General features: G+C 51.2%; 23 protein-coding genes. 13 read left to right on the plus strand and 10 right to left on the minus strand.

All coding sequences use genetic code 11. The features are described from left to right. The first annotated feature begins 39 nt into the window (after window positions 1–39). The 8 genes from CFERDRAFT_RS00750 (at window position 40) to CFERDRAFT_RS00785 (ending at window position 7,135) form a co-directional block, all read left to right on the plus strand. Complete coding sequence (locus CFERDRAFT_RS00750; protein WP_006365264.1) at window positions 40–750, plus strand: pyridoxine 5'-phosphate synthase; 711 nt, start codon at window positions 40–42, stop codon at window positions 748–750. Window positions 751–756: 6 nt separating this feature from the next. Then, window positions 757–1,464: an RdgB/HAM1 family non-canonical purine NTP pyrophosphatase gene (gene rdgB / locus CFERDRAFT_RS00755; RefSeq protein WP_006365265.1), complete on the plus strand. Its 708-nt coding sequence runs from the start codon at window positions 757–759 to the stop codon at window positions 1,462–1,464. Beyond that, window positions 1,461–2,309 carry an undecaprenyl-diphosphatase UppP gene (gene uppP / locus CFERDRAFT_RS00760; protein WP_006365266.1) on the plus strand — a complete coding sequence of 283 codons (849 nt, stop codon included), beginning with the start codon at window positions 1,461–1,463 and terminating at the stop codon, window positions 2,307–2,309. The genes rdgB and uppP overlap by 4 nt, the downstream gene beginning before the upstream one ends. A gap of 271 nt (window positions 2,310–2,580) precedes the next feature. Further along, window positions 2,581–3,441 (plus strand): PHP domain-containing protein, encoded by an 861-nt coding sequence (locus CFERDRAFT_RS00765; protein ID WP_006365267.1) that lies wholly within the window; start codon window positions 2,581–2,583, stop codon window positions 3,439–3,441. A gap of 100 nt (window positions 3,442–3,541) precedes the next feature. Next, entirely contained in the window at window positions 3,542–4,336 is a 795-nt protein-coding gene (locus tag CFERDRAFT_RS00770; protein WP_006365268.1) for an MlaE family ABC transporter permease, read from the plus strand. A 4-nt stretch (window positions 4,337–4,340) separates the two neighbouring features. Continuing rightward, window positions 4,341–5,075 carry an ABC transporter ATP-binding protein gene (locus CFERDRAFT_RS00775; protein WP_006365269.1) on the plus strand — a complete coding sequence of 245 codons (735 nt, stop codon included), beginning with the start codon at window positions 4,341–4,343 and terminating at the stop codon, window positions 5,073–5,075. Window positions 5,076–5,096: 21 nt separating this feature from the next. Continuing rightward, window positions 5,097–5,975, plus strand: coding sequence for an MlaD family protein (locus CFERDRAFT_RS00780; RefSeq protein WP_006365270.1), 879 nt, complete (start codon window positions 5,097–5,099; stop codon window positions 5,973–5,975). 14 nt (window positions 5,976–5,989) lie between these two features. Next, the gene (locus CFERDRAFT_RS00785) at window positions 5,990–7,135 is read left to right on the plus strand and encodes a serine hydrolase domain-containing protein (RefSeq protein ID WP_006365271.1); all 1,146 of its coding nucleotides are present in this window, start codon (window positions 5,990–5,992) and stop codon (window positions 7,133–7,135) included. Window positions 7,136–7,371: 236 nt separating this feature from the next. On the opposite strand, the gene CFERDRAFT_RS00790 is transcribed toward CFERDRAFT_RS00785, so the two are convergent. Next, window positions 7,372–9,303, minus strand: coding sequence for an FAD-dependent oxidoreductase (locus CFERDRAFT_RS00790; protein ID WP_006365272.1), 1,932 nt, complete (start codon window positions 9,301–9,303; stop codon window positions 7,372–7,374). A 112-nt stretch (window positions 9,304–9,415) separates the two neighbouring features. Between CFERDRAFT_RS00790 and queG the strand changes: the two genes are divergently transcribed. Further along, the gene (gene queG / locus CFERDRAFT_RS00795) at window positions 9,416–10,369 is read left to right on the plus strand and encodes a tRNA epoxyqueuosine(34) reductase QueG (protein ID WP_006365273.1); all 954 of its coding nucleotides are present in this window, start codon (window positions 9,416–9,418) and stop codon (window positions 10,367–10,369) included. A 106-nt stretch (window positions 10,370–10,475) separates the two neighbouring features. Here the strand turns inward: queG and CFERDRAFT_RS00800 are convergent, their stop codons facing one another. From CFERDRAFT_RS00800 to CFERDRAFT_RS12250, 9 genes are all read right to left on the minus strand, one after another. Further along, window positions 10,476–11,438 (minus strand): aliphatic sulfonate ABC transporter substrate-binding protein, encoded by a 963-nt coding sequence (locus CFERDRAFT_RS00800; RefSeq protein WP_006365274.1) that lies wholly within the window; start codon window positions 11,436–11,438, stop codon window positions 10,476–10,478. Window positions 11,439–11,537: 99 nt separating this feature from the next. Beyond that, a complete protein-coding gene (locus CFERDRAFT_RS00805; RefSeq protein ID WP_040432815.1) occupies window positions 11,538–12,113 on the minus strand; it encodes a recombinase family protein in 576 nt (191 codons plus the stop codon). Between the two features lie 607 nt (window positions 12,114–12,720). Next, window positions 12,721–14,298, minus strand: coding sequence for a bifunctional phosphoribosylaminoimidazolecarboxamide formyltransferase/IMP cyclohydrolase (gene purH / locus CFERDRAFT_RS00810; protein ID WP_006365276.1), 1,578 nt, complete (start codon window positions 14,296–14,298; stop codon window positions 12,721–12,723). A 129-nt stretch (window positions 14,299–14,427) separates the two neighbouring features. Continuing rightward, window positions 14,428–15,732 (minus strand): NAD(P)H-dependent oxidoreductase, encoded by a 1,305-nt coding sequence (locus CFERDRAFT_RS00815; RefSeq protein ID WP_006365277.1) that lies wholly within the window; start codon window positions 15,730–15,732, stop codon window positions 14,428–14,430. Next, entirely contained in the window at window positions 15,732–16,424 is a 693-nt protein-coding gene (locus CFERDRAFT_RS00820) for a TetR/AcrR family transcriptional regulator (protein WP_006365278.1), read from the minus strand. Before CFERDRAFT_RS00820 ends, CFERDRAFT_RS00815 begins: the two co-directional genes overlap by 1 nt. Before the next feature lie 247 nt (window positions 16,425–16,671). Further along, the gene (locus CFERDRAFT_RS00825; protein ID WP_006365279.1) at window positions 16,672–17,451 is read right to left on the minus strand and encodes a PhzF family phenazine biosynthesis protein; all 780 of its coding nucleotides are present in this window, start codon (window positions 17,449–17,451) and stop codon (window positions 16,672–16,674) included. A gap of 162 nt (window positions 17,452–17,613) precedes the next feature. Continuing rightward, on the minus strand, window positions 17,614–17,838 hold the full coding sequence (locus tag CFERDRAFT_RS00830) for an addiction module protein (RefSeq protein WP_232209720.1): 225 nt from the start codon (window positions 17,836–17,838) through the stop codon (window positions 17,614–17,616). Window positions 17,839–17,930: 92 nt separating this feature from the next. Continuing rightward, the gene (locus CFERDRAFT_RS00835) at window positions 17,931–18,575 is read right to left on the minus strand and encodes a hypothetical protein (RefSeq protein WP_006365281.1); all 645 of its coding nucleotides are present in this window, start codon (window positions 18,573–18,575) and stop codon (window positions 17,931–17,933) included. A gap of 22 nt (window positions 18,576–18,597) precedes the next feature. After that, on the minus strand, window positions 18,598–18,747 hold the full coding sequence (locus CFERDRAFT_RS12250) for a hypothetical protein (RefSeq protein WP_156777949.1): 150 nt from the start codon (window positions 18,745–18,747) through the stop codon (window positions 18,598–18,600). A 193-nt stretch (window positions 18,748–18,940) separates the two neighbouring features. Here CFERDRAFT_RS12250 and purN point away from each other — a divergent pair, with 193 nt between their 5' ends. The 4 genes from purN to nfo all read left to right on the plus strand — a co-directional run bounded on the left by purN (window position 18,941) and on the right by nfo (window position 22,379). After that, window positions 18,941–19,543 (plus strand): phosphoribosylglycinamide formyltransferase, encoded by a 603-nt coding sequence (gene purN / locus CFERDRAFT_RS00845; protein ID WP_006365282.1) that lies wholly within the window; start codon window positions 18,941–18,943, stop codon window positions 19,541–19,543. Then, window positions 19,540–20,214, plus strand: coding sequence for a 7-carboxy-7-deazaguanine synthase QueE (locus CFERDRAFT_RS00850; RefSeq protein ID WP_006365283.1), 675 nt, complete (start codon window positions 19,540–19,542; stop codon window positions 20,212–20,214). The genes purN and CFERDRAFT_RS00850 overlap by 4 nt, the downstream gene beginning before the upstream one ends. A gap of 275 nt (window positions 20,215–20,489) precedes the next feature. After that, window positions 20,490–21,494, plus strand: coding sequence for a glycosyltransferase family 2 protein (locus tag CFERDRAFT_RS00855; RefSeq protein ID WP_006365284.1), 1,005 nt, complete (start codon window positions 20,490–20,492; stop codon window positions 21,492–21,494). A gap of 42 nt (window positions 21,495–21,536) precedes the next feature. After that, window positions 21,537–22,379 carry a deoxyribonuclease IV gene (gene nfo, locus CFERDRAFT_RS00860; RefSeq protein ID WP_006365285.1) on the plus strand — a complete coding sequence of 281 codons (843 nt, stop codon included), beginning with the start codon at window positions 21,537–21,539 and terminating at the stop codon, window positions 22,377–22,379. The last annotated feature ends 201 nt before the right edge of the window (window positions 22,380–22,580 follow it).

Here is a 22,580-nt window from a genome sequence, read left to right on the forward strand (position 1 = left end):
AGGATATTTCTGACCGTTGACACTTGACCTCTTGATATCATGAGATTAGCTGTAAATATTGACCACATAGCCACGTTGCGCAATGCACGCAATGAATTTGAGCCTGACCCGGTTGAGGCGGCCCTGCTTGCCGAAAAATGCGGAGCGGCAGGTATTGTCTGCCATCTGCGTGAAGACCGACGCCACATCAGGGATCTTGACCTTCAGAGGCTCCGCGAAGCGGTTACCACCAAGCTTGATCTTGAAATGGCCATGACGCCAGAGATGCAGCAGATCGCGCTGAAAACACGCCCCGAACTTATCACGCTTGTGCCTGAAAAAAGGGAGGAGCTGACCACTGAAGGGGGATTTGACATTACCCGCCATTTCGACACACTGGTTGAGTTCCTCAAACCGATAAGAGAGGCTGGTATAGAGAGCAGCATCTTCATAGAGCCCTCTCAGAGCGCCATCACCCTTGCCGCACAGGCAGGAGCCGAAATGGTGGAGCTTCATACCGGTACCTACGCATTGAAAACCGATTTTGCTGAGAGGGATAAAGAGTTTGAGCGAATCCGTGAAGCCGCAAGCTTTGCCAAAAGCCTCGGGCTGAAAGTGGTTGCTGGTCACGGGCTCAACTACCTGAACATAGCCCCGTTTAAAACCATCCCGGAAATCGAGGAGGTCAGCATCGGCCATGCCATCATTGCCCGTGCCGTGCTGACAGGTCTTGATTCGGCGGTCAGGGAGATGATCCGCATCATTGAGTAACCGCCCATGAACGCAACTCTCGATACAACCATTACCGTCATACTCGCAACCGGCAATCGCGACAAGGTCAAGGAGCTTCGCCCGCTGCTTGAAGATATCTCACCCCTCATCACGGTTACGACACTCAGCGAGCTTGGTGCTGAGGTCGAGATTGAGGAGACCGAGGAGACCCTTGAAGGAAACGCGCTTTTGAAAGCAAGGGGTATCTTTGAACTGCTTTCGGAGCGATTTCCCTCCATGATTGCTCTCGCTGACGACACCGGCCTTGAAGTCGAAGCCCTTGGCGGCGCTCCGGGGGTCTACTCGGCCCGGTTCGCACCCATGCCGGAGGGGAAGTCACCTTCATATCAGGACAACGTCCGTCATCTGCTTGCAAGCATGGCAGGCTGCTCGAACCGGAAAGCTCTATTCCGAACCGTCATTGCGCTCAAAGGAAGAATCCCGGCTAAAAACGGCGATCCCCTTCTCTTTGAACACCTGGCCGAAGGAGAGGTTCCCGGCACGATCACCCTTGACGAGAGAGGCTCTGAAGGATTCGGCTACGATCCGGTATTCATGTTGGATTCAACCGCGAGAACCTATGCCGAGATGGGTATTGCAGAAAAAAACCGGCTCAGTCACCGCTCCCTCGCTGTTCAGAAAGCTGTTGTCGACCTCAGGGAGACTTTTTATCAGCAAAACATTCCGATAACTCATTCCAGTGCGAAACAATGACCCTCATTGAAGCAATTACCCTCGGCATTGTGCAGGGTCTGACGGAGTTTCTGCCGATCAGCAGTTCAGCTCACCTGAGAATTGTGCCCGCTCTTGCAGGATGGAGTGACCCCGGCGCAGCGTTCAGCGCTATCGTTCAAATTGGCACGCTTGTGGCGGTCCTGATCTATTTCCGCAGGGACATCTTCTCGATTGCCGGTGCCGTGATCAAAGACATACTCCGGGGCAAACCACTGGAGAGCCGTGAAGCAAAAATGGGGTGGATGATTGCCGCCGGAACCATCCCGATCGTCTTACTCGGCCTGCTCTTTAAAACCGAGATTGAAACAAGCCTCCGCTCCCTCTACTGGATCAGCGGCGCACTTATCGGCCTTGCCCTTGTGCTCTCCCTTGCCGAGGCAAAAATCAGGAAGCGGCTCGAAAGCGATCTGCCGCTGAAATCAATGGACCGGATCGGCTGGAAAGAGGCCCTGCTGATCGGTCTTGCTCAAAGTATTGCCCTTATTCCCGGCTCCTCACGCTCCGGAGTAACCATTACCGGCGGACTGCTCCTGAATCTCGACCGTGCCACCGCCGCCCGTTTTTCCTTTCTGCTCTCGCTCCCTTCGGTCTTTGCCGCAGGAGTCTACCAGCTCTACAAGACTCGCGACATCATCACCGCCTCGCCTGAAAATCTGAGCAACATCCTGATTGCAACCGTTGTTGCCGGTTTGGTTGGCTATGCCTCCATCGCCTTCCTGCTCAACTACCTCAAAAATCACACGACAACCATCTTTATCCTCTACCGGCTCGCCGCAGGAATCGGCGTTCTTATGCTTGTGGCTTCAGGTCATCTGCTGCCTTAGCGTCCCAGGCACCGATAGATTTCTCCGCCGACAGGTCGGTGTCGAAATGACACACGAGCCGTTTGAGCACATTTTTTGGTCATCCCGAACGCCAGTGAGGGATCTTATTGCTAACGGTAAAAGGGTTCCTATCTCCGGAGATAACGCTCTCCCGCAGCTTTGCCCGAAGCAACTTTTAAACCCTAAAAATAATTCTCTTTTCTGTGATTAGAAGGGCGGGGAATTTTTCTTATATATAAGTATATCAAATTAACCATGTAATAATCCAGCCATGCCATACAGCTTAACAGGCGTAGGGCATAATGGCTTTGAAAAAGCAGACTTACATATACACACAAAATGTTCGGACGGACTCTATACACCGGAAGAAATTGTTGAAAAAGCTGCTGCTGCCGGGTTGAAGGCGATCAGTATTACTGATCATGATTCCGTTTCAGGTATTGACAAAGCAAAGCCATTAGCCTTAGCGAAAGGTATTGAGCTTGTTCCCGGTGTGGAAATGAGCTCAACCTACAAGGGCTATGATATTCATGTCCTTGGTTATTTTTTTGATTATCAGCAATCCGAGCTGAAAGAGTATCTCGACCACTGTCGACACCTGCGCACCGAAAGGGCTGAGCGCATGGTGAGCAAACTCGCCAAAATGGGCGTAAAAATCGGCATTGAGCAGATTATCGTCAAAGCTCAGAACGGAAGTGTGGGCAGACCTCACATTGCTGCGGTGCTGCAGGACGGCGGCTATGTAAAGAGCTTCAGCGAAGCATTCAGCAAATATCTCGGTTCACACAGCCCGGCATATGTGAAAAGCATCGAAACGCATCCGGCGGATGTAATACGGCTCATCAATGAGGCGTCGGGTCTCTCTTTTCTGGCTCATCCGGCCCAGAACGTGCCCGATGAGACCCTGAAGCAGTTAATCACCTTCGGACTGGATGGCATTGAAATTGTCCATCCGTCGCACGACACCTACAAGCAGAACTACTACCGGGAAATTGCCAACGAGTATTTTATGCTCTTTTCGGGCGGTTCGGACTATCACGGCCTTAAAGAACGCGATGAAGACCTCTTCGGCAAGGTTACCATCCCCTGCCAGTGGGTGGAAAAAATGAAAAGCCGGCTTGTAAAATCATGAGGAATCGATGATTGGGCAATTGCTGAAGATTTACTATTATTCAAACCAGTTTTCAAGGTTCCACTGCCCCCGGGCAATGCTCCTCATCGCATTCTAAGATATGCCATTACTCTTCATACGATCCCTGGAAAAACGGCTTAACCTGCAGCTCAAGGATTTTTTCCTCACCATGCAGGAGTTTTTTCTGTTTTCTCTGAGGACCTTTATGGCCATTCCGAAAACAATCCGCTACTGGAGGGATGTTCTTGACCAGGCCACCATCTGCGGTACCGACTCGATTCCAATTGTATTGGTCAGTGCGATTTCAATAGGTGCACTCCTTGCCATCGAAGTGGGCAACCTGCTTGAAGACTTCGGCGCCAAAACCATGCTCGGTCGCTCAACCGCGCTCTCGGTCATTCGTGAACTCGGCCCGCTGCTCATGGGTCTCATGCTCTCCGCACGTTTCGGATCAAGAAATGGGGCAGAGCTCGGAGCCATGCAGATCTCTGAACAGATTGATGCTCTTCGGGCATTCGGTACCGATCCGATAGCCAAACTTGTCATGCCGAGGCTGGTAGCCGCGCTCATCATGTTTCTGCCGCTTACAGCACTCTCCGACTTTGCGGGCCTTCAAAGCGCCGCCTATATGGCTGAGCACTACCACAGGATTGATCCCGGAATATTCTGGAACGCCGTCTATCCGCGGCTTGCGCCAAAAGATTTTGTGGTCGGGTTCCTGAAAGCCCCGGTGTTCGCAGTCATTATCACGCTTGTCAGCAGCTTCAACGGATTCTCGGCAAGAGGGGGAACGGCTGGTGTCGGACGGGCAACCATTAAAGGAATCGTTGTGTCATCAGGCCTTGTGCTGATTGCAAACTTCTACGTTTCAAAGATAGTGCTGGAGAACATGTAACCGCATGATTGAATTAAAAAATGTCAGCCTGAAATACGGTGAAAAGGAGATCCTGAAAAATGTCTCCCTTACCGTCCAGGACAACACCATCAAAGCGATTCTCGGACCGAGCGGCGTGGGAAAGAGCACCATTCTCAAGCTGATGCTCGGCCTTATCAAGCCGAACAGCGGCAAAGTGATCATTGACGGCACGGATATCACCCGTATGAAGGAGACCGAACTGTACGAGATCCGGCGAAAGATGGGTATGGTTTTTCAGGGAAATGCACTCTTTGACTCCCTGAGCATCAGCCAGAATCTCGGTTTCTTTCTTCGTGAAAACCTCAAACTCCCCCAGGAGGAGATCAACCGGAGAGTTACCGAACAGATCCAGTTTGCCGGACTTGAAGGCTATGAAGACCAGCTGCCGGAAAGTCTGAGCGGGGGTATGCGAAGGAGAGTTGCCATCGGAAGGGCGCTGATTTTCAAACCGCACATGATCCTGTTTGATGAACCGACAGCCGGACTTGACCCGGTCAGCTCAAAAAAAATACTCTCGCTGATCAGTTCACTCCGCAATCACAACAACCTTGGCGCGGTAATTGTTACCCATATTATTGACGACGTGTTCAATGTGGCCGACAGTGTGGCCGTACTCTACCAGGGAGAGATGATTTTTGACGATGTGACCGAAAAACTGCATGAGTCGCAGCACACATTCATCCGGTCAATCCTCTCCGACAAGATTCTTGAACTATAACATCCTAAGACTTTCACCTGTATGAAAAATCCGAACGCTTTGAAATGGAGCGATCTGAGAACCGGAATTTTTTTCGTTATCGGCATTGGTTTTGCCGCCTATCTCGGTCTGGTTATCGGCAAAAACAGCAATCTCTTTTCCGGCGTAACGAACGTAAGAATTCTGTCACGTGATGTTCAGGGCCTTGCAGAGAACAACTTTGTTTCGGTCTCCGGTAAAAAAATCGGTACCGTTTCAAAAATGAGCTTTGTCACCAGCCACGACTCCCTCTACGTTGTTGCTGAACTCAAACTGAAAACTGAGTTTGCCGGTCTTGTTACCAAGGATTCCAAAGCCACCATAAAGTCCCTCGGTATACTCGGAGACAAGTATGTAGATATCATAACCGGCAAAGGGCCACCCGTTGCTGAAGGGGATTTCCTTGCCCTCAATTCCGAAGAGGGTATTGCCGATCTGACCACCAAGGCCAGCGAAGCATTCAGTAAAATCAACGCTCTGCTGGATAACCTGAACAGCGGCAAAGGAGCTGCAGGAAAGCTTATTACTGATGAGAAAATGGGCAATGATCTTGCTGAAACCATCAGCAGCCTGAAGAGCACGTCGACCGAACTGGCAAATATCTCCCGGAAAGCCTCCCATGGAGATGGACTCCTGCCAAAGCTGATCAATGACAAGGCAATGGCAAAAAACACAGCTGAAACGATTGAGCGCCTTAACCAGACAGCGCTCAAGACCGAAGCGCTGATAACCAAGCTCAACAGTGAGAAAGGGACGCTCGGGCAGCTCTCTTCCAATCCGGCGCTCTATAACAATCTCAGCCGTACACTCACCTCACTTGACTCGGTGCTTGTTGACCTGAAAAAGCGGCCCGGTCGCTATGTCCGCTTCACGCTCTTCTAACCACTGAAGCAGCTATGCAATCCCTTCGCATTTTTTTCATCTTCTGCTTCACCCTTGCCGGATCACTCCAGACAACTCCGGCAAGGGCGCAAGCCTTTAATTTCAAACCGCTTGAAGCCGTGATGGGTCAAGCGGTAATCGACTCGGTTTTTCCCGGCGCAAGCCTTGCTGTTCTCTACAAAGGCAAGGTCGTTTTTCATAAAGCGTTCGGAAAAATGACCTATGCGGCGGACAGCACTCCGGTCGATACCACAACCATCTACGATCTGGCTTCGCTTACCAAGGCGATCTCCACAACAAGCATTGTGATGCAGCTTGTTGAACGGGACTCCCTCTCCCTTCAGGCTCCTGTAGCAACATATCTGCCCGGCTTCAGGGTTAACGGCAAGGAGAGGGTCACTCTTGAACAACTGCTCCGCCATAATTCAGGATTGAGAGCCCACTCCTATTTCGCAAAAAGCTGTAGATCTCCCGAAGAGCTCTTCAACACAATTGAAAATGACAGCCTGCTCTCCCCGCCCGGCAGAACTACCCTCTACAGTGATCCCGGGTTCATGCTGCTGGGAAAAATCGTAGCAACCATTACCGGCCATAGCCTCGCTGAAAATTTTCACGCACGCTTTGCCGCACCTCTTGGTATGCACGCAACCATGTTCACCCCTCCGGCCACGCTTCTGCAACGCATTGCTCCTGCAGGGCAGGATGGCGACTGGCCCTTCAACACCGTTCGTCCTCTGGTTCATGACCAGAACGCTGCACTGCTTGGCGGGGTTGCCGGACATGCCGGACTCTACTCAACAACCGGAGACCTTATCACCTTTACAGGGATGCTGATGCATGGAGGAACGTCCGGCAGGAGGATCTATTTCCGCAAAGAAACGCTGAGGAATTTTCTCTCACGGAGCAATGCCGAAAGAGCGCTGGGCTGGGATTTGCGTTCAATCGACGGACCCTCTTCAGCTGGAGATTATTTTTCCACCTCCTCCTACGGCCATCTCGGCTATACGGGCACAAGCATCTGGATCGACCCGCAGCAGGATCTCGCGGTCATTCTGCTCAGCAACAGGGTGTGGCCAACCTCAGCCAACATAAAAATCCGCAAGTTCCGCCCCCTGCTCCACAACACCGTTGCCGAATGCCTTCAGCTCAAGAGATTATAGATCAAGAAAGTGGACAACGTGGACGAAGAAATCGTGGACGAAAGTGGACAGAGTGGACAAGAGCTCTGAAGATGCTGGATTGGCCTGTGATTGGCATCACTCGCCCTCAATTGTCATCTCATTCTCCCCCTTTTGTGATCTCGAACTCAGTGAGAGATCTCATGAATCTCGGATTTCTCACCCCGAAAGGTCGGGGATTCGACATAACACTGTATGTGTAGCGCAATCCAAAATCATCAGGCGAAAAGGCCCTGCATGGGTACTATCGGCAGAGGCACCTGCGTCACTGACTCCTGGCGGAAGATGGCGTTGGCCGCCATGCGTCCGGTAAACGCTGCCGCCTCCATAAGAAAGACCGGAGCGTCAACCCTGACCCAGTCACCGGCAAGAAAGAGATTGGAAAAGGGCGTTTCAATTCCCGGACGATGAGCGTGATCACCGGGAGCCCAGCGGGAAAAATTGGACTGCTGCATAAAGAGCTCATGACGTATCACAGCCTTTACCGTTTCCGGAAAGATGGTATGCAGCTCCTGCAGCATGGCCGCCCTGATCTCGGCTTCCGGGCGTATATCTCCGGGTGCAATGGCATAGGCGTGCAGTTCAATAACACATCCGCCGGTTTTCTTTGCCCATGAGATAAAGGGCTCCTGAAAATCCGAGTAGATGGAGATCGAATCGGTATAGGTATATCCGGAAACCGTATAGAAGGGAAACTCCGATGAAGCGAGCGGTCGATCGAGCCAGAGACGGAAAACAGCATAGGGATCCGCCTCTCCGAGCGCATCAACCTGTGACTCAAACTCAGGGCGGTTCAACAGAGAGCCCTTTACCAGCTCTCTCGTTCCCCGGACATTGGAAGCGAGAACACAGTAGTCACACGCTATCACTTCACCCGCGCCTTTACCTGCCGTTCCTGCCTGCTTCACAACAAGCATGTTTCCTTCAAGTGTGACCGCAAGGGGAGCAAGAGGAGCCTTGGGCGGTCCACTAACCGGATTGCCGGATGAATCAAAACGGCCAGCATGGCAGGGGCATAAGAAGCCGCCGCTCTTTGCATCCGGAGTTACGGTGCACCCCATATGCGTGCACCGTCCATCATAGGCTGCATATCCGGAACCATTTCGGCCAACCATAACCGGAACCCCGTCAGCAGTAGTAAAGGCGGCAAAGCTCTTTTGAGGAACAGCTCCAGGATCAAGATGCAGCATGAGTGGAGTCCCGCCTTCGGGTGACTCCACAACCACGCCTGAAACCCTCTCTCCACTGACTACGATACGCCGTGCCGTATTGCCTTTCCGGAGTGTCACGCCAAGCTCTTTGAGCCTGACCTCCAGAGGGGTAATAAGCGCACTCATACAGTCGCGATTTGTTATTCTGAAAGCCAACCCCTCCGGACTTGACATAAAATAGAAATGAAAATAGCGGAGTGCTTCTGCGGCAGAGAGAACCTCCATGCGATTCATGGTCGCATCGGCAAACGGGTGAAGCACCGTATCGACAAATGCCTTCAGGGTATCACCCCTCTGGCAGTAGGTCATAAAATCTATACCGTCATACTTCCGGAAGGTTTTATCGTACTGATACCGGAACAGCTCGACGGTAGAGAGCAGGCCTTTGGCATTTTTCAGAAATGCTGCCATATCAAGCCGCTTCGACTGCACAATGATAGAGAGAACATTGAGCGGAAAGAGCTTTGGCGTCTGACCGAAAATCTCTTCGGGAAAGTTTTTAAAAATTACCGGGTAACCGGGTGCGGAGCTGAATACCTCCTGTTTAACCCCCGCAGAAGCAAATATCTCGTTGAGGTTGTAATACTGATCAAAAAAGCCATGAAAACCATGCTCTACCGGAAACCGCTCGCCAAGTGCATCAAGATCCCAGCCGGTAAGCTTTCCGCCCAGTGACGCCGAGGACTCGATGAGCGTCACCTCAAAGCCTTTGCGGGCAAGTTCAAGTGCCGAGCTGATGCCTGCAAGCCCCCCTCCGATGACCACCACCTTTCTCTTGCCTTCAAGCCGATCCTTTCCCCCGGTTGTGTCGCCAGGCTGGCCATAAAGCTCTTTTCTCGGCTGATAATATCCAACAAGCCCGGCTGCTCCCGCTGTCGCCACTCCGGCACCAATGGCGGTACGCTTCAACATTTTTTTTATAAACTCACGACGTTCCATAGCATGGTCATACGGTTGACACAGAGAGAATCAGTTCCATGAAATGTATATTTATTTGTTGATATATACTTGCGTAAGCACCCTGATTCAAGACAAATAGAGGAGCCCTGTCATGAGTGATTCCGGAACCAATCTCTGCCGTGAACTCCGAAAGGAGGCGGCTCGACTCGGTTTCTCTGCAATCGGATTCTCAACGCCCCAACCGCAACAGCTTGCCGTGGAGCGTTTCGCGGCCATGATCCGGGAAAAACGGCATGGAGAGATGCACTATATGGAACAGGGCATTGAAAACAGATCAGAACCCGCAATGCTTCTTCCTGGCCTTAAAACGGTTATCTCTGCCGCTATCAGCTACAATAATCATGTAGAATATCGTGAAGGGCAGCCGAAAATTTCCAGGTATGCGCTCATTGCGGATTACCACACCGTGGTCCGCAGAAAACTTGAACAACTGCTTGAAAAGCTGCAAACCCTCACAACTGAACCGGTCAATGCACTCATTACGGTGGACAGCTCCCCTGTGTTTGAAAAAACATGGGCAGAACATGCCGGCATTGGAAAACCGGGAAAAAACACGCTCCTGATCGTACCGTCATCAGGGTCACAGGTTTTTCTTGGAGAACTCCTCATCGACATTGAGATCATTGAGAGCAAACCTCCGCTTCAGAATCTTTGCGGAAGCTGCAACCTCTGTATCGAGCAGTGCCCGACAGGTGCGCTCACCGGACCGGGGAAAATTGATGCATCACGATGTATCTCCTACCTTACCGGAGAGCTCAAACGGGCTTTTTCGGAAGAGGAGCAGGTCATGGTCGGAGAGTGGCTCTTCGGATGTGATCTCTGCATGGATGTTTGCCCGCATAACCGGCAATCAAGCATCAAAGCCAATGACTCATTTGCGTTACGGCAGGAGTTGACGGATGTCACAACCGAACAGATTATGAACCTTACCCGTTCGGGATTCCGCAAGCTCTTTCAGGGAACCCCTGTTTTCCGCATAGGGCTCAGACGTCTTAGACGGAATGCAAAGGCAGTTGCCGAAAACATCAAACAAAAGAGGAGATAACAGCGGAAGCAAATAAAACGGGCTCAATCGGGGGCTTTACAAAAGCTGCCAAAGTCCGTCCGAGCCGGAAAAAGAGAGGAGTGAGAGGCAAACTCAGAAAACGGCATCAATTCACCTTGACATCGAAATGCTGAATCAGACTCTCAGCTTCGGTACGGTTATTGAGCATCCGTTCCTGAACAAGAATGGGAAGAGCCTCTTTCAACCCCTCGATATCACCACTATCAGGAATGGTCTGTGAAAAATCAATACGGCTGAGAATCAATTTGGCAATCTGCAAAGAGATTCCGGACTCATCCGCATAGATCAGGGCCAACTCATCAGGATGTCTGATTGCCCACTTCCGAACCCGTTCATAAACTTTTATCACACGCGTAACTGCTTCCGGGTACCTGGCGGCAAATGACTCGGTTGTATTCAATAACCCATAGCCGTTGAATGCGGCATTGCGATATATAGCACGACTGCCAAGCTCAAGCTGGCTTGAAGAGATAAATGGATCGGAACCAGCCCAGGCATCAACCTGCTGCATTTCAAGCGCCTGGCGGCCCTCGGAAAGCGACATCGGAATAATTTGAATATCGCTCTTGCATAAACCCGCTTCGTTCAACGCCTGCAAGAGGAAAACGTAGGGATCACTGTCCGGAGTGACTGCGATTTTTTTGCCTTTCAACCCCAAAACGGAATTGATGGGAGAGTCACGGGTAACAAGCAGCGTAACCCACTCCGGATGAGAAAATATATAGACGGGCTTGACCGGGCGCCCCTGCACCTTGCACAACAGACAGGGGAGTGCTGAAGTGGAAGCAAAATCAACGCTTCCTCCAGCAAGATCTTTAAGCCCCTGAGTGCTTCCTGTACTATAAACCCAGCTTACCGGAACATTGTCTGCCTGAAACTCTTTTTCCAGCCATCCGAATTTTTTCAATACCAGACTGAGCTGGTTGTAATCGGTGTAATCAATCCGCAGCTCTTTGGGCAGGGAACCCGCCGCTGAGACGTCTGAAGGTGCAATCATGCCGAAAACCGCACTTATGCAGACAAGAAGCCTGACAATAAGTTTATGCATTTATTTCCCTCAGTTTAAATCGTTTTATCTCTCTCGGTATATCGCTGTTTCCGCTCCTCCTCCAGTCAACTGACCCTCAAATTCCGGTATTACTCTTTGTCACTCTGCAATCGAGAGATAGCGATAATAGGTAGCTCTGGAAATCTTCAGTGTCTCACAAATTTCACTGACACTGATGCTTGTATTCTGGCTCATTTTTTTCACAAGCTGCACCTTCAAATCATCATTCACGGTTGGCTTCCGGCCGCCTTTGCGCCCGATTGCCCGTGCTTCCCTCAAACCGGCTTTTGTATTTTCCTGAAGCAACCTCCGCTCAACCATCGAGAGCGAAGAAAAGATATTGAATACGACCATACCCCAATCCTTGGTTGTATCAATGGCTTCATCGCAGATGGATCGAAATCCTATCCCCATTTTCTGCAGCTTTTCAAAAAGCTGAATCAGATGATGAACCGATTTGCCTGGCCCGTCAAGCCGCCATACTACAAGCGTATCTCCCTGCCTCAGCTCCTGCAGGCACTGCTCAAAACCGGGACGGTCGGATTTCACTCCACCCGGTTTGTCAGAATAAATGTGGTGAGGCTGACAACCTGCCAGCTGAAGTGCATCCATCTGAAGATGGTGCTCCTGGTCCGACGGTGAAGTACGGACATATCCAATAAATCTTCCTTCCATAGCGAGTCAATTCTTGAAACAGCGATTGTCAAGAGTAATAAGAGGCTGTTTTTAAAAACGGTTAACGTAAACACGATATAAATCCTTGAGAATCAGCACCGATAACGCTCAACAGCCTGCTATCGAACCTCGTCCAACAAGAACAGCAACAGAAAAAGCCCACAAATCAAACAAGTTGACGTTTCCATATTTTTATCTCTTCATGGTAGTACAATAATCGCGCCAACCTGAAATCAATATCCATGACAATACCTCTCTTATCATTACAGGAAAAGATTTTAGAGCTCAATTGCATGCAAAGGGAGCTCTGCCGGGGGCTATACCCATCAAGAGGGAACTGTACGAACTTGGCACGGTTTTCAAGACACATTCCGAGACATAATGAGCCATATTGAGACACATTGAGACAGAGCTCTCTTTTGACTCTTCATCACCTTAATCTTCCATGAGCATGCTGCGGCTTGAAAGAATAGCTGAGGAGAAAGGAGCCGGAGCGAAAAATGAAACAGAGAACTCACCATGGAAAAAAAGCGATAAAAAAAGGGCTCGCTGTTGGTACAGCGGCCCTCTTTCCTTGTAGGTTGTTCGCGCTTGTCGCGCAACAGGATCAGTGCTTGAAGTGGCGCATTCCGGTAAATACCATGGCAAGGTTGTTGGCATCAGCCGCCTCGATCACCTCATTATCCCTGATTGAACCGCCCGGCTGAATAACTGCCGTAACACCGGCCTCGGCGGCGGCAAGCAGACCGTCGGCAAAGGGGAAAAAGGCGTCAGAAGCAACAACTGAACCCTTGAGATCAAGATTGACTTCAGAGGCTTTCCAGCGTGCGATTTTCGACGAATCAACCCTCGACATCTGGCCGGCACCGACGCCGTATGTCTGACGGTTTTTCACATAGAGAATGGTGTTCGATTTGATATGCTTGCAGATCTTCCAGGCAAACATCAGATCCGAAAGCTCCTCTTCGGTAGGCTGACGTTTGGTCACCACCGTAAGATCCTCTTTTGCAACGATTTTGCTGTCGCGCTCCTGAACAAGCATACCGAACGGAGTGGATTTGAACTCCCAGCCCCCTTTCGGCAGAGCCTTTTTCTGAAGCACAAGCCTGCGGTCCTTTTTCTTCATCAAGAGCTCAAGCACACCCGACTCAAAGGCTGGGGCAATGAGAATCTCGGTAAAGATCTCATTGACGGCGACTGCCGCCTCCATATCAAGCGGACGGTTAAAGGCGATGATTCCGCCAAAAGGTGCCTGGGTATCGGTTGAGAATGCACGGCGGTAGGCTTCGGCAAGCGTAGGGGCCTGCGCAACACCGCACGGATTGGTATGTTTCACGATAACGACCGAAGGGTCTTCACCGCGGAACTCTTCAATAACTCCGGTTGCAGCGGCAATATCAAGCATGTTGTTGTAGGAGAGCTCCTTGCCGTGAAGCTTCTCGAAAAAATCGCCGAAAGAGCGTGAACCGTTACTGTCGGTCAAGGTGTAAAAGCCAGCGCTCTGGTGCGGGTTCTCACCGTAACGCATGTCGAGCTCACGCTCAAGCTTGACGGTCATCGAAGAGGCTGCCGCCGACTGCTCGCCTGCAGAGGCTTTGGTGAGGTATGCTGCAATAGCTCCGTCATAGCGGGAGGTCTCGGTAAATACCTTGGTTGCAAGCCTCAGGCGGGTCGCCCTTCTCGTGGCTCCGTTATTCTCCTTCATCTCCTTGAGCACAAGCGCGTAATCGGCACTGTCGGTTACCACCGTTACCGACTCGTTGTTCTTGGCTGCACTGCGGAGCATGGAGGGGCCGCCGATATCGATATTCTCTATGGCATCTTCAAAGGTTACGTCGGGTTTGGCGATGGTTGCCTCGAAGGGGTAGAGGTTCACGACCACAAGGTCAATAAATCCGATACCGTTCTCGACCGCCTGTTTGACATGATCGGGATTCTCCCGGACAGCAAGCAGTCCGCCATGAATTTTCGGATGAAGGGTTTTCACCCGCCCGTCCATTATCTCCGGAAATCCGGTGATGTTGGATATCGAGGCTGCACTGACGCCTGCATCCTGAAGCGACTTCAAGGTTCCTCCTGTTGAAAAAATCTCGACGCCGAGTAGCGAAAGCTCACGGCAGAAATCGACAATACCGGTTTTATCAGATACAGAGACCAGCGCCCGCTTGATGACAGGATCAGACATTTTTTTTGAAAATTTATTTATCGTTTGAGTGCTATTTGTGAAGCGGGAATTTAAGAAAAAATCCCCAATTATTTGAGCCACTCTGAACCTTCGGCGAAGCAATATACATGCATTGCAGTTTGCTCAAGACTAAACCGCTTTCTCGTAAGGCCTTGCCTTCAGGAGCTTCTGCGTACCGAACTTTCGTGCCCGCATCTTCCAGCTAATAGTACCGCCCAGTTTGTACAACCACTGCGGCATCACCGGCTTGGCCAGCAGCTCCTGCGCACTCTCTGAAATGGCTTTACCCTCGCCAAGCTCCCCTGCCGCGATCTCCAGCGCCCTTCTGAGGGATGCACCCTGTCCACCCATCTCCCCGAGCGGCCGTGCCTGAACCATCCCCTCCCCCGCGCCAAGCGAAAGCCCGCCCATCCACTCAAATCCGGCGTCGCGGGCAAACCCGGCACAGAGTGCAACGGCGCTCTCATTCTGGCTCGCTTCGGGAAAACCGCAATTGACAATGGCTGAAAAACGGGTCGGCTTTGTTTTCCCCTTGCAATGCGCAACAACATCTTCAAGCACCGAAATAACCGGCGCAGGAAGCGTATCGACATAGAGCGGAAAAGCCAGCACAGCCAGATCGGCCATCGCAATCGCCTCACGCAGCGCTTCCATACGCTCTGCACTGTTGATCACCTTGTAGAGATAAATCGTTTCGGTCTCTAATCCTTGCTGCTGGAGTTGCTCAAAAAGATAGGAGCCGAGGGATGATGAAGTGCTTTTTTCAAGACGCGGAGAGCCAACCAGCAGCAGTGCACGACGGGGTGAAACCGGTGTCGCAGATGAACACCTGATCTCCGGCAGAGCAGGCACTGCATCTGATTCGTGACGATCAATCTGATCAAGCACTCGATGAAGCTCTGCTTCCATAACACGATCTGCCTGATTTCCGGAGAGGATGCCGCAGGCATGCACCTTTGCATAGAAGTTGATGGAGTTCCGCCATGCCAGATGCCGGAAAACAGATGCCGCCTCTTTATCCGGCTCACGCTGCCAGCCGATGGTGAGCACGTCGGGATAACGCTCGTAGCGCTGCATATGATGAATCTCCCCGCTGTGGGTTGCAAAAAACGGCAGGGTGTTCTGTATCATGTGATCAACCATTCTCTTGAGCGTCGGCGAGTAACCGCCAAACGTAATGGGCGAGAGAAAAATAACAAGGTCGCTTTCAAGGTACTTCCCCGATATCTCCTGATTGTCGTCAGCCACATGGCACTTGCCGGGGCTTTTGAACCAGCAATAAAAATCACCCATACAGTTGCCGATCTTTTTGTCGCGCAACGCCACCACTTCCGAGGTCGAACCCCGCTCTGCAAGGTGAGCCTGCAGGTCGGCTACCGAAAGCATGCCGACTCTGTCACCTGCCGGTGACCCGTCAAGAATCAATGTTTTCATCACTCCTCCTGTATAAATTGTCTGGCTGTTGATTGTAATTCATAGGTATAGAGCGTTTCGCCGCTCACTCCGAACGGGGGAATACGACCACCGATTTCAAGCGAAACCAGCCCGTGCACACGGCTCCAGACAATCAGGGCCACACCGTGCGACACCATGTGATAGTTGCGCGTGCAGGTGTTCAGGGGCGAAAGCCCGGTCGCAGACTCCTCCTGCGGAAGAGGGAACTCCTCCGTTTTCAGTTTTCCGGCAATACGGATATCCTCAATCACACTCACCAGCGCACTGATGGAGCGGGTTGCTGATGGAATGATTGCCATCTGCTGCTGTTCGTAGCCGGGAATGGGGGTGCCGAAGATGAGCTGATAACGCTGGGGATAGCTCAGTGCCCAGTGGCGATAGGCAAGGCCGATAGCTTGCAGACGCTCAAGTGGCTGAGAAGAGGGATAGCTGTCGCGAGCCCTGAGCTGCACATCCCCGAAAGAGGTAAAGGCATCAATGGTGAGGGCGGTCACCAGTGCGTCACGATCAGAAAAGTAGTTGTAAATGGCCGGAGCGGTAATCTTCAAGGCCCGGGCAATGGCCCGCAGAGAAAGGGCCGGAGCGCCAGATTCTGCTATCAGCCGCCATGCAGTATCCTTGATAGCCTCCTGTAAATTCAGGATCTGCTCTGTTTTTATCGGTCTTGCCATGCGGCACCTCTCTAAATTTATTCCGCGATTCGATTGCTTCGTTGTGCGGTGCTCGAAATCCTCAAGTACCTCGTGTACATTCCGGTTTCTGCGCTCTGTCCGCCTCGCACTCAAACCGCTCACGACAATTTACAGAGGTGCCGAATAATGAACCACCAATTAATTTTACACCGTAAATATACAATGTAAAATTAATATCTGCAAGAAGAGCGAAAAGGAAAATCACCTTCAGCTTTCTCTCTGGCAATTACAGGGTAATCTCAGTCTCCATAACTGTCACCGCACTCCCCGAGAGAAGAACCCGGTCACCTTTCACTTCGCAAGCGATATTGCCACCCCGTCTGGAAACCTGTTTGGCCGTAAGGGTATGCTTTCCAAGTTTATTGGCCCAGTATGGCGCAAGCGTGCAGTGAGCGGAACCGGTTACGGGATCCTCATGAATACCGAACTTGGGAGCAAAGAAGCGACTGACAAAATCAACATCACTGCCGGGAGCAGTAATGATGACACCGCGCAGATCAAGTTCGCAAAGCATTGCATAGTCAGGAGTGATAGCGCGCAGAGTGGCTTCGCTGTCGAACAGGGCAAGATAATCGTCCGAAGCCCACACCTCCAGAGGTCGCTTGCCAAGAGCTTCAGCCAGAATTTCAGAAAATCCGCAGGGCAGCGGTGGAGAGGCAGGAAAATCCATTTCCAGCAGCTCCCCTCTCTTTTGCACAAAGAGATCACCGCTCCGTGTTTCAAAGGTGATGCGTTGACGGGAGTAGCCAATAATGTCGAAAATCACATGGGCCGCCGCAAGGGTTGCATGGCCGCAAAGGTCAAGCTCCCTGACCGGGGTAAACCAGCGCAGTTTGAACCCTTTTTCAGCAGGAACAAAAAATGCCGTCTCGGACAGATTATTCTCTTCCGCTATAGCCTGAAGAAGCTCATCATCCAGCCAGCTATCAAGCGGACACACGGCAGCAGGGTTCCCCTCAAATGGTCTGGTAGCAAAAGCATCTACCTGATATTGTTTCAGTTTCATAATGCAGAATCAAATTAAAAGCGATGCCAATCAACTTATGAGAGTGTCAGGTTCTTCAGCATAATATTCCCGGAGAGTCCGCACCATGAGCACATATCGAATAGAAGCATTGTCGGATAGCTTCTGCCAAATCCTAAGCAAAAAACGATATAAGGCAATATTTCATCTTAGACTTTTCCGAAGAGCATCAACAACCGTTTTGCCATCTATCGCCTCAATTTCACCTTTTTCAAACAAACGAAGCCGTCGCTCGGCCTCCTCAACCCATAACGCTTCGATTTCGGATTCCGGCAGTTCGTCGAGGCTGTCGATGAGCCACTTCGCAAGCGTAGCTCGATCCTTCAAATCAAGCTTCCGGATCTCGATTTCAATTTCTTTAATACCCATATCCATGCTTTTATAGTACCCTACATCTCAATCAGCTTACAGCTTGTAGCAATCCTGTTCGCCCGGGAAAACGACATTGCAATCTTGCATCATTACGGAAACTTTGGCAGTCCGAATCCGCAAGGACAAGTGGCGGGATGATTCCAAGCATTGCAGCCATAGGTTATCCCGAACCTCTCTTTGTATTGGTGCAGACGCTTGTCAAGCTCGCATGCGTCAATTTGACCATTATGATATTTTGTGATATCCGTAATCATTTTACCGGCAAACGTTTCATCTTTTCCCCACCAGCCCCATCCGGTATGGGACTTATATTCATAGTTGGGAGCAATGGCAATTCTTGCATGGAATAACTCCCTGAACTCTTTCAATTCTTTATGGGTCAGGGGATTATTCGAAGTATGGTCAGCCATGCAACTGGCAAGAAACACGCATGAAAGCTTTGGCTGCTTCTTCAGTCCGTACGTTCCCATCTCCTTCCACAGATCCTTCCAGTCTCTGCCCGCATCTATCCCGGTACCGACTGCGTATTGACCTCTGTTTCCATGACCATTATAAACAAGGATATCCCCGTCGTTAAGCGTCTTAAATGCTGCAGCAAGTTCGGCCCTGTTTTTCACAACAATAGGTTGTACATTTTTAACCGGCGGAGGTGGCGGAGCCGGTAAAATGTTGCCGGCATTGTCAAACTCAAGCGCCTGGATGACCACAATTTTATGCGGTGTCGTGGGTTTCATGCCTCATCTCCCTATACTTTAGTTATTTATCCCGCCTTGATATTATGCCTGATAAAGCTTCATCTTCTAATTCCGGCAGTTCGTCGAGGCTGTCGATGAGCCACTTCGCAAGCGTAGCTCGATCCTTCAAATCCAGCTTCAGTATCTCGATTTCAATTTCTTTAATGCCCATATCCTCTCCGTTACCAAGCTTTATCTCAAAATGAGCGTTACGATAAAGGTAAGGATAATTACAGTAAAATGAGAAGAATAGGGACATCAACGGGTCAACCGAAAGCACAGCCGGAGAGAGAAACCCGAAAAGCGGAAAAACTTGGAAATGGAGGGCAGTTGTAATAAAATAAGTGCAATAAGACCATAACCATATGACTACCAACAAAACCCGCATAGCGGTCTTCTGCTCCGGATCCGGAAGCAACTTTCAAGCCATTTTCCATGCATTGAAACAGAGAGAAATCAATGCGGAGATCGTGCTCTGCCTCTCCAACCGTTGGCAGTGCGGAGCGATGGAGTTCGCCCGTGAGAACGGCATAGCAACCCTGCATCTGACGGAAAAGCAGTTCGACTCCTTTGACGGGTTTGCAGCAGCCATGGTTGAATGCCTTAAAAAAGAGCAGATCGAGATCATTGTGCTGGCGGGCTACATGCGCAAGGTGCCTGACGCGGTCGTGGAGGCATATACAGACAGGATTATCAACATCCATCCCGCCCTGCTGCCGAAGTTCGGTGGCGAGGGTATGTACGGCATTCATGTCCATACGGCGGTACTCGCTTCAGGCGAAACCGAGAGTGGCGCAACGGTGCATCTGGTCAACGAGGAGTATGACCAGGGGCGGATTCTCATGCAGCGCAAGGTTCCGGTGCATCCAGGCGACAGCCCTGAAAGCCTTGCCGCAAGAGTACTTGCCTGTGAGCACACCCTCTACCCTGACGCCCTTGAAAAACTGCTATCCGAGCTGAACTCATGAGCACCCCTACTCTTAACATTAGCGAAATCTTCCACTCAATCCAGGGGGAATCTTCATATGCAGGATGGCCCTGCACCTTCATCAGGCTTGCCGGATGCGGCCACGGCTGCCGCCACTGCGATACCGCCTATGCGGAACACCCCGGCAGGGAGATGAATATTGAGGAGATCATAGAACGGGTGGTTGAACTCGGGGCGCCGCTTGTGGAGATAACCGGAGGAGAACCGCTCCTGCAGGAGGAGGTCTACCCGCTCATGGAGAAGCTTTGCAACCGTTGGAAAGAGCGTGTCCTGCTTGAAACCGGCGGATTTCTCTCTGTGGCGAAGGCGGATCCCCGCGTGCATAAAATCATCGACCTGAAACCGCCGTCAACCGGTGTATCGGATAAAAACAACCCGGAAAACATTGCACTCGCCCTGAAGCAGAAAGATCACGCAAACCGGTTGATAGAGCTGAAAATTGTCGTGGCCGACCGCGAAGACTACCTCTGGGCTAGGGAGCTGCTCACCAGAACCGGACTCCCTGACGCCTGCACCGTCATGATGGGCGTGGCATTCGGCATGCTGGAGCCCGTAAACCTTGCCAACTGGATTCTCGAAGACCGGCTGAACGTCAGAATGCAGCTTCAACTGCACAAATACATCTGGGATCCCGGAAGAAGAGGGGTTTGAAGAGGAAGAGAGTGGACGCAAATGGACGAAGAAATTGTGGACAGAAGTGGACACAGTGGACAAGAATTAAAGCGATGTTAGATTGAATTGTAGGGGCGAACCTGCGTGTTCGCCCTTCCGGGATGGCATTTCTTTTCGTCGTTGCTGTCCCTGTAGTCCTTTGGCTCCTTTCCTGAGAAGATGGACAAGAGTTTGAAGAGATTTTGAATACCGGATGATGGTTTTTGCTTTATTACAGTTAACTTTTTCGTTATTCAACTTTAATCGTTCAGCCTTTGGCCTCACTCTCCGTTATCGTCCCTCTGCTTAATGAGCGGGAATCAATTCCTGAACTGATTGATCAGCTCTATCTTGCCATGGAGGAGCCGGAGCTGCGCACCCTCTTTCCTGATCCGTTCAGTTTTGAGATTATCATGGTGGATGATGGCTCAACCGACGGTTCAAACCGGGTTATTGAAGGGCTGATCGACTCCCGGCCTGAGCTCCGGCTGATCTCCTTTCAGAGAAATTTCGGCAAAACCGCCGCGCTATCGGCCGGATTCATGGCGGCAACCGGTGAGTATCTCTGCACGATTGACGCAGACCTGCAGGATGACCCCTTTGCCATCAAGACCTTGCTGAAAAAGCTGATGGAGGGCTATGATCTGGTCAGCGGGTGGAAGCAGAACCGCAAGGATCCGCTCTCCAAAACACTTCCATCAAAACTCTTCAATACGGTGACGCGCCTCTTTACCGGCATAACCATTCACGACTTCAACTGCGGGCTTAAAGTGTACCGCAGCGAGGTGACCCGCCGTCTGGAGCTGCATGGGGATATGCACCGCTACATCCCGGTCATGGCCGAGTGGATGGGCTTCAAAATCACCGAACTGCCGGTGGCTCACCGGGCAAGGCAATTCGGCACCACCAAATACAGCTCCGCCCGCTTTTTACCCGGACTCTTTGATTTTCTCTCGGTGCTCTTTATTACCCGCTACCTTCGCCGACCCATGCATTTTTTCGGTATGGCCGGGCTTGGCAGCTTTCTCCTCGGTTTTGCCATCAGCCTCTACGTTACCCTTGATAAAATCCTGCTCCACAAACCGGTCAGCAACCGCCCGATTCTTTTTCTCGGCATTCTCCTGCTGATTCTCGGGGTCCAGCTTTTTTCCACCGGCCTTCTTGGAGAGATGCTCTCCACTTCAGCTTCGAAAGGGAGTTCCTTTACCGTCAGAAAAACCATGAATCTCACCACCGGACAGGCCGCAGCCATCGGCGGTGCTGATTCCGTCAGGGGATAACGAAGTAATCAAATCACGTAACAAGTATAGAGAGGTTCAATTATGAAAAGAGTCGGCGCCCATGTAAGCATAGCCGGAGGAGTTGAAAATGCTCCGCTTCAGGCTGCAACCATCGGGGCAAAAGCTTTTGCGCTCTTTACCAAAAATCAGCGGCAATGGAGAGCACCAAAACTTGAGACCTCTTCAATAGATGCATTTCTGAAAAACTGTAATGATGGGGGCTTCAAACCTCAGCATATTCTGCCGCATGACAGCTACCTGATCAATCTCGGCAGTCCTGACACGGGGAAGCGCCAGGTTTCGCGTGATGCTTTTATCGGGGAGATGCAGCGGGTGGAAGCGCTCCAGCTTACCCTGCTGAACTTTCATCCCGGCAGCCATCTGAAAGAGATAAGCGAGGAGGAGTGCCTCAGGCTGATTGCCGAATCGATCAACCGGGCGCTTGATGTTACAAAAGGGGTTACCGCTGTTATTGAAAACACGGCCGGTCAGGGAAGCAATCTCGGATACCGCTTCGAGCAGCTCGCATCGATTATTGATCAAGTCGAGGATAAAACACGGGCCGGGGTCTGCCTCGACACCTGCCATCTCTTTGCCAGCGGTTACGACCTCAGCTCAGCCGCTGCGGCAGAAGCCACCTTCTGCGAGTTTGACCGTATCGTAGGGCTGCACTATCTGCGGGGCATGCACCTCAACGATGCCATGCAGCCGATCGGCAGCCGCATAGACCGCCATGCAAGTATCGGCAAGGGGACAATCGGAGTGGAGGCGTTCAGCTACATCATGAACAACCCTGTATTTGAAGAGATTCCGCTGATCCTTGAAACCCCCGACTCCGACCAGTGGCCCGAAGAGATCAAACTCCTCTACTCCTTCGAACACTAAGCTCCGGAGGAGCGTAACAATAGGATTAACCGTCGTGAGCAGTTCGAAGATTTTTGAACAACGAAACAGACGAAATCACACGAAATTGTGCCCAAGCAAACCATCAAGGTGTTCTCTTCGTCCTTGTAGTCCCTGCTGTCCTTGTTGTCCTTGATCTCTTTTCAGAGCACCACCCAACGAAGCAATCAAATCGCGCAACAG

This window comes from Chlorobium ferrooxidans DSM 13031, assembly GCF_000168715.1.
Lineage (GTDB): Bacteria > Bacteroidota > Chlorobiia > Chlorobiales > Chlorobiaceae > Chlorobium > Chlorobium ferrooxidans.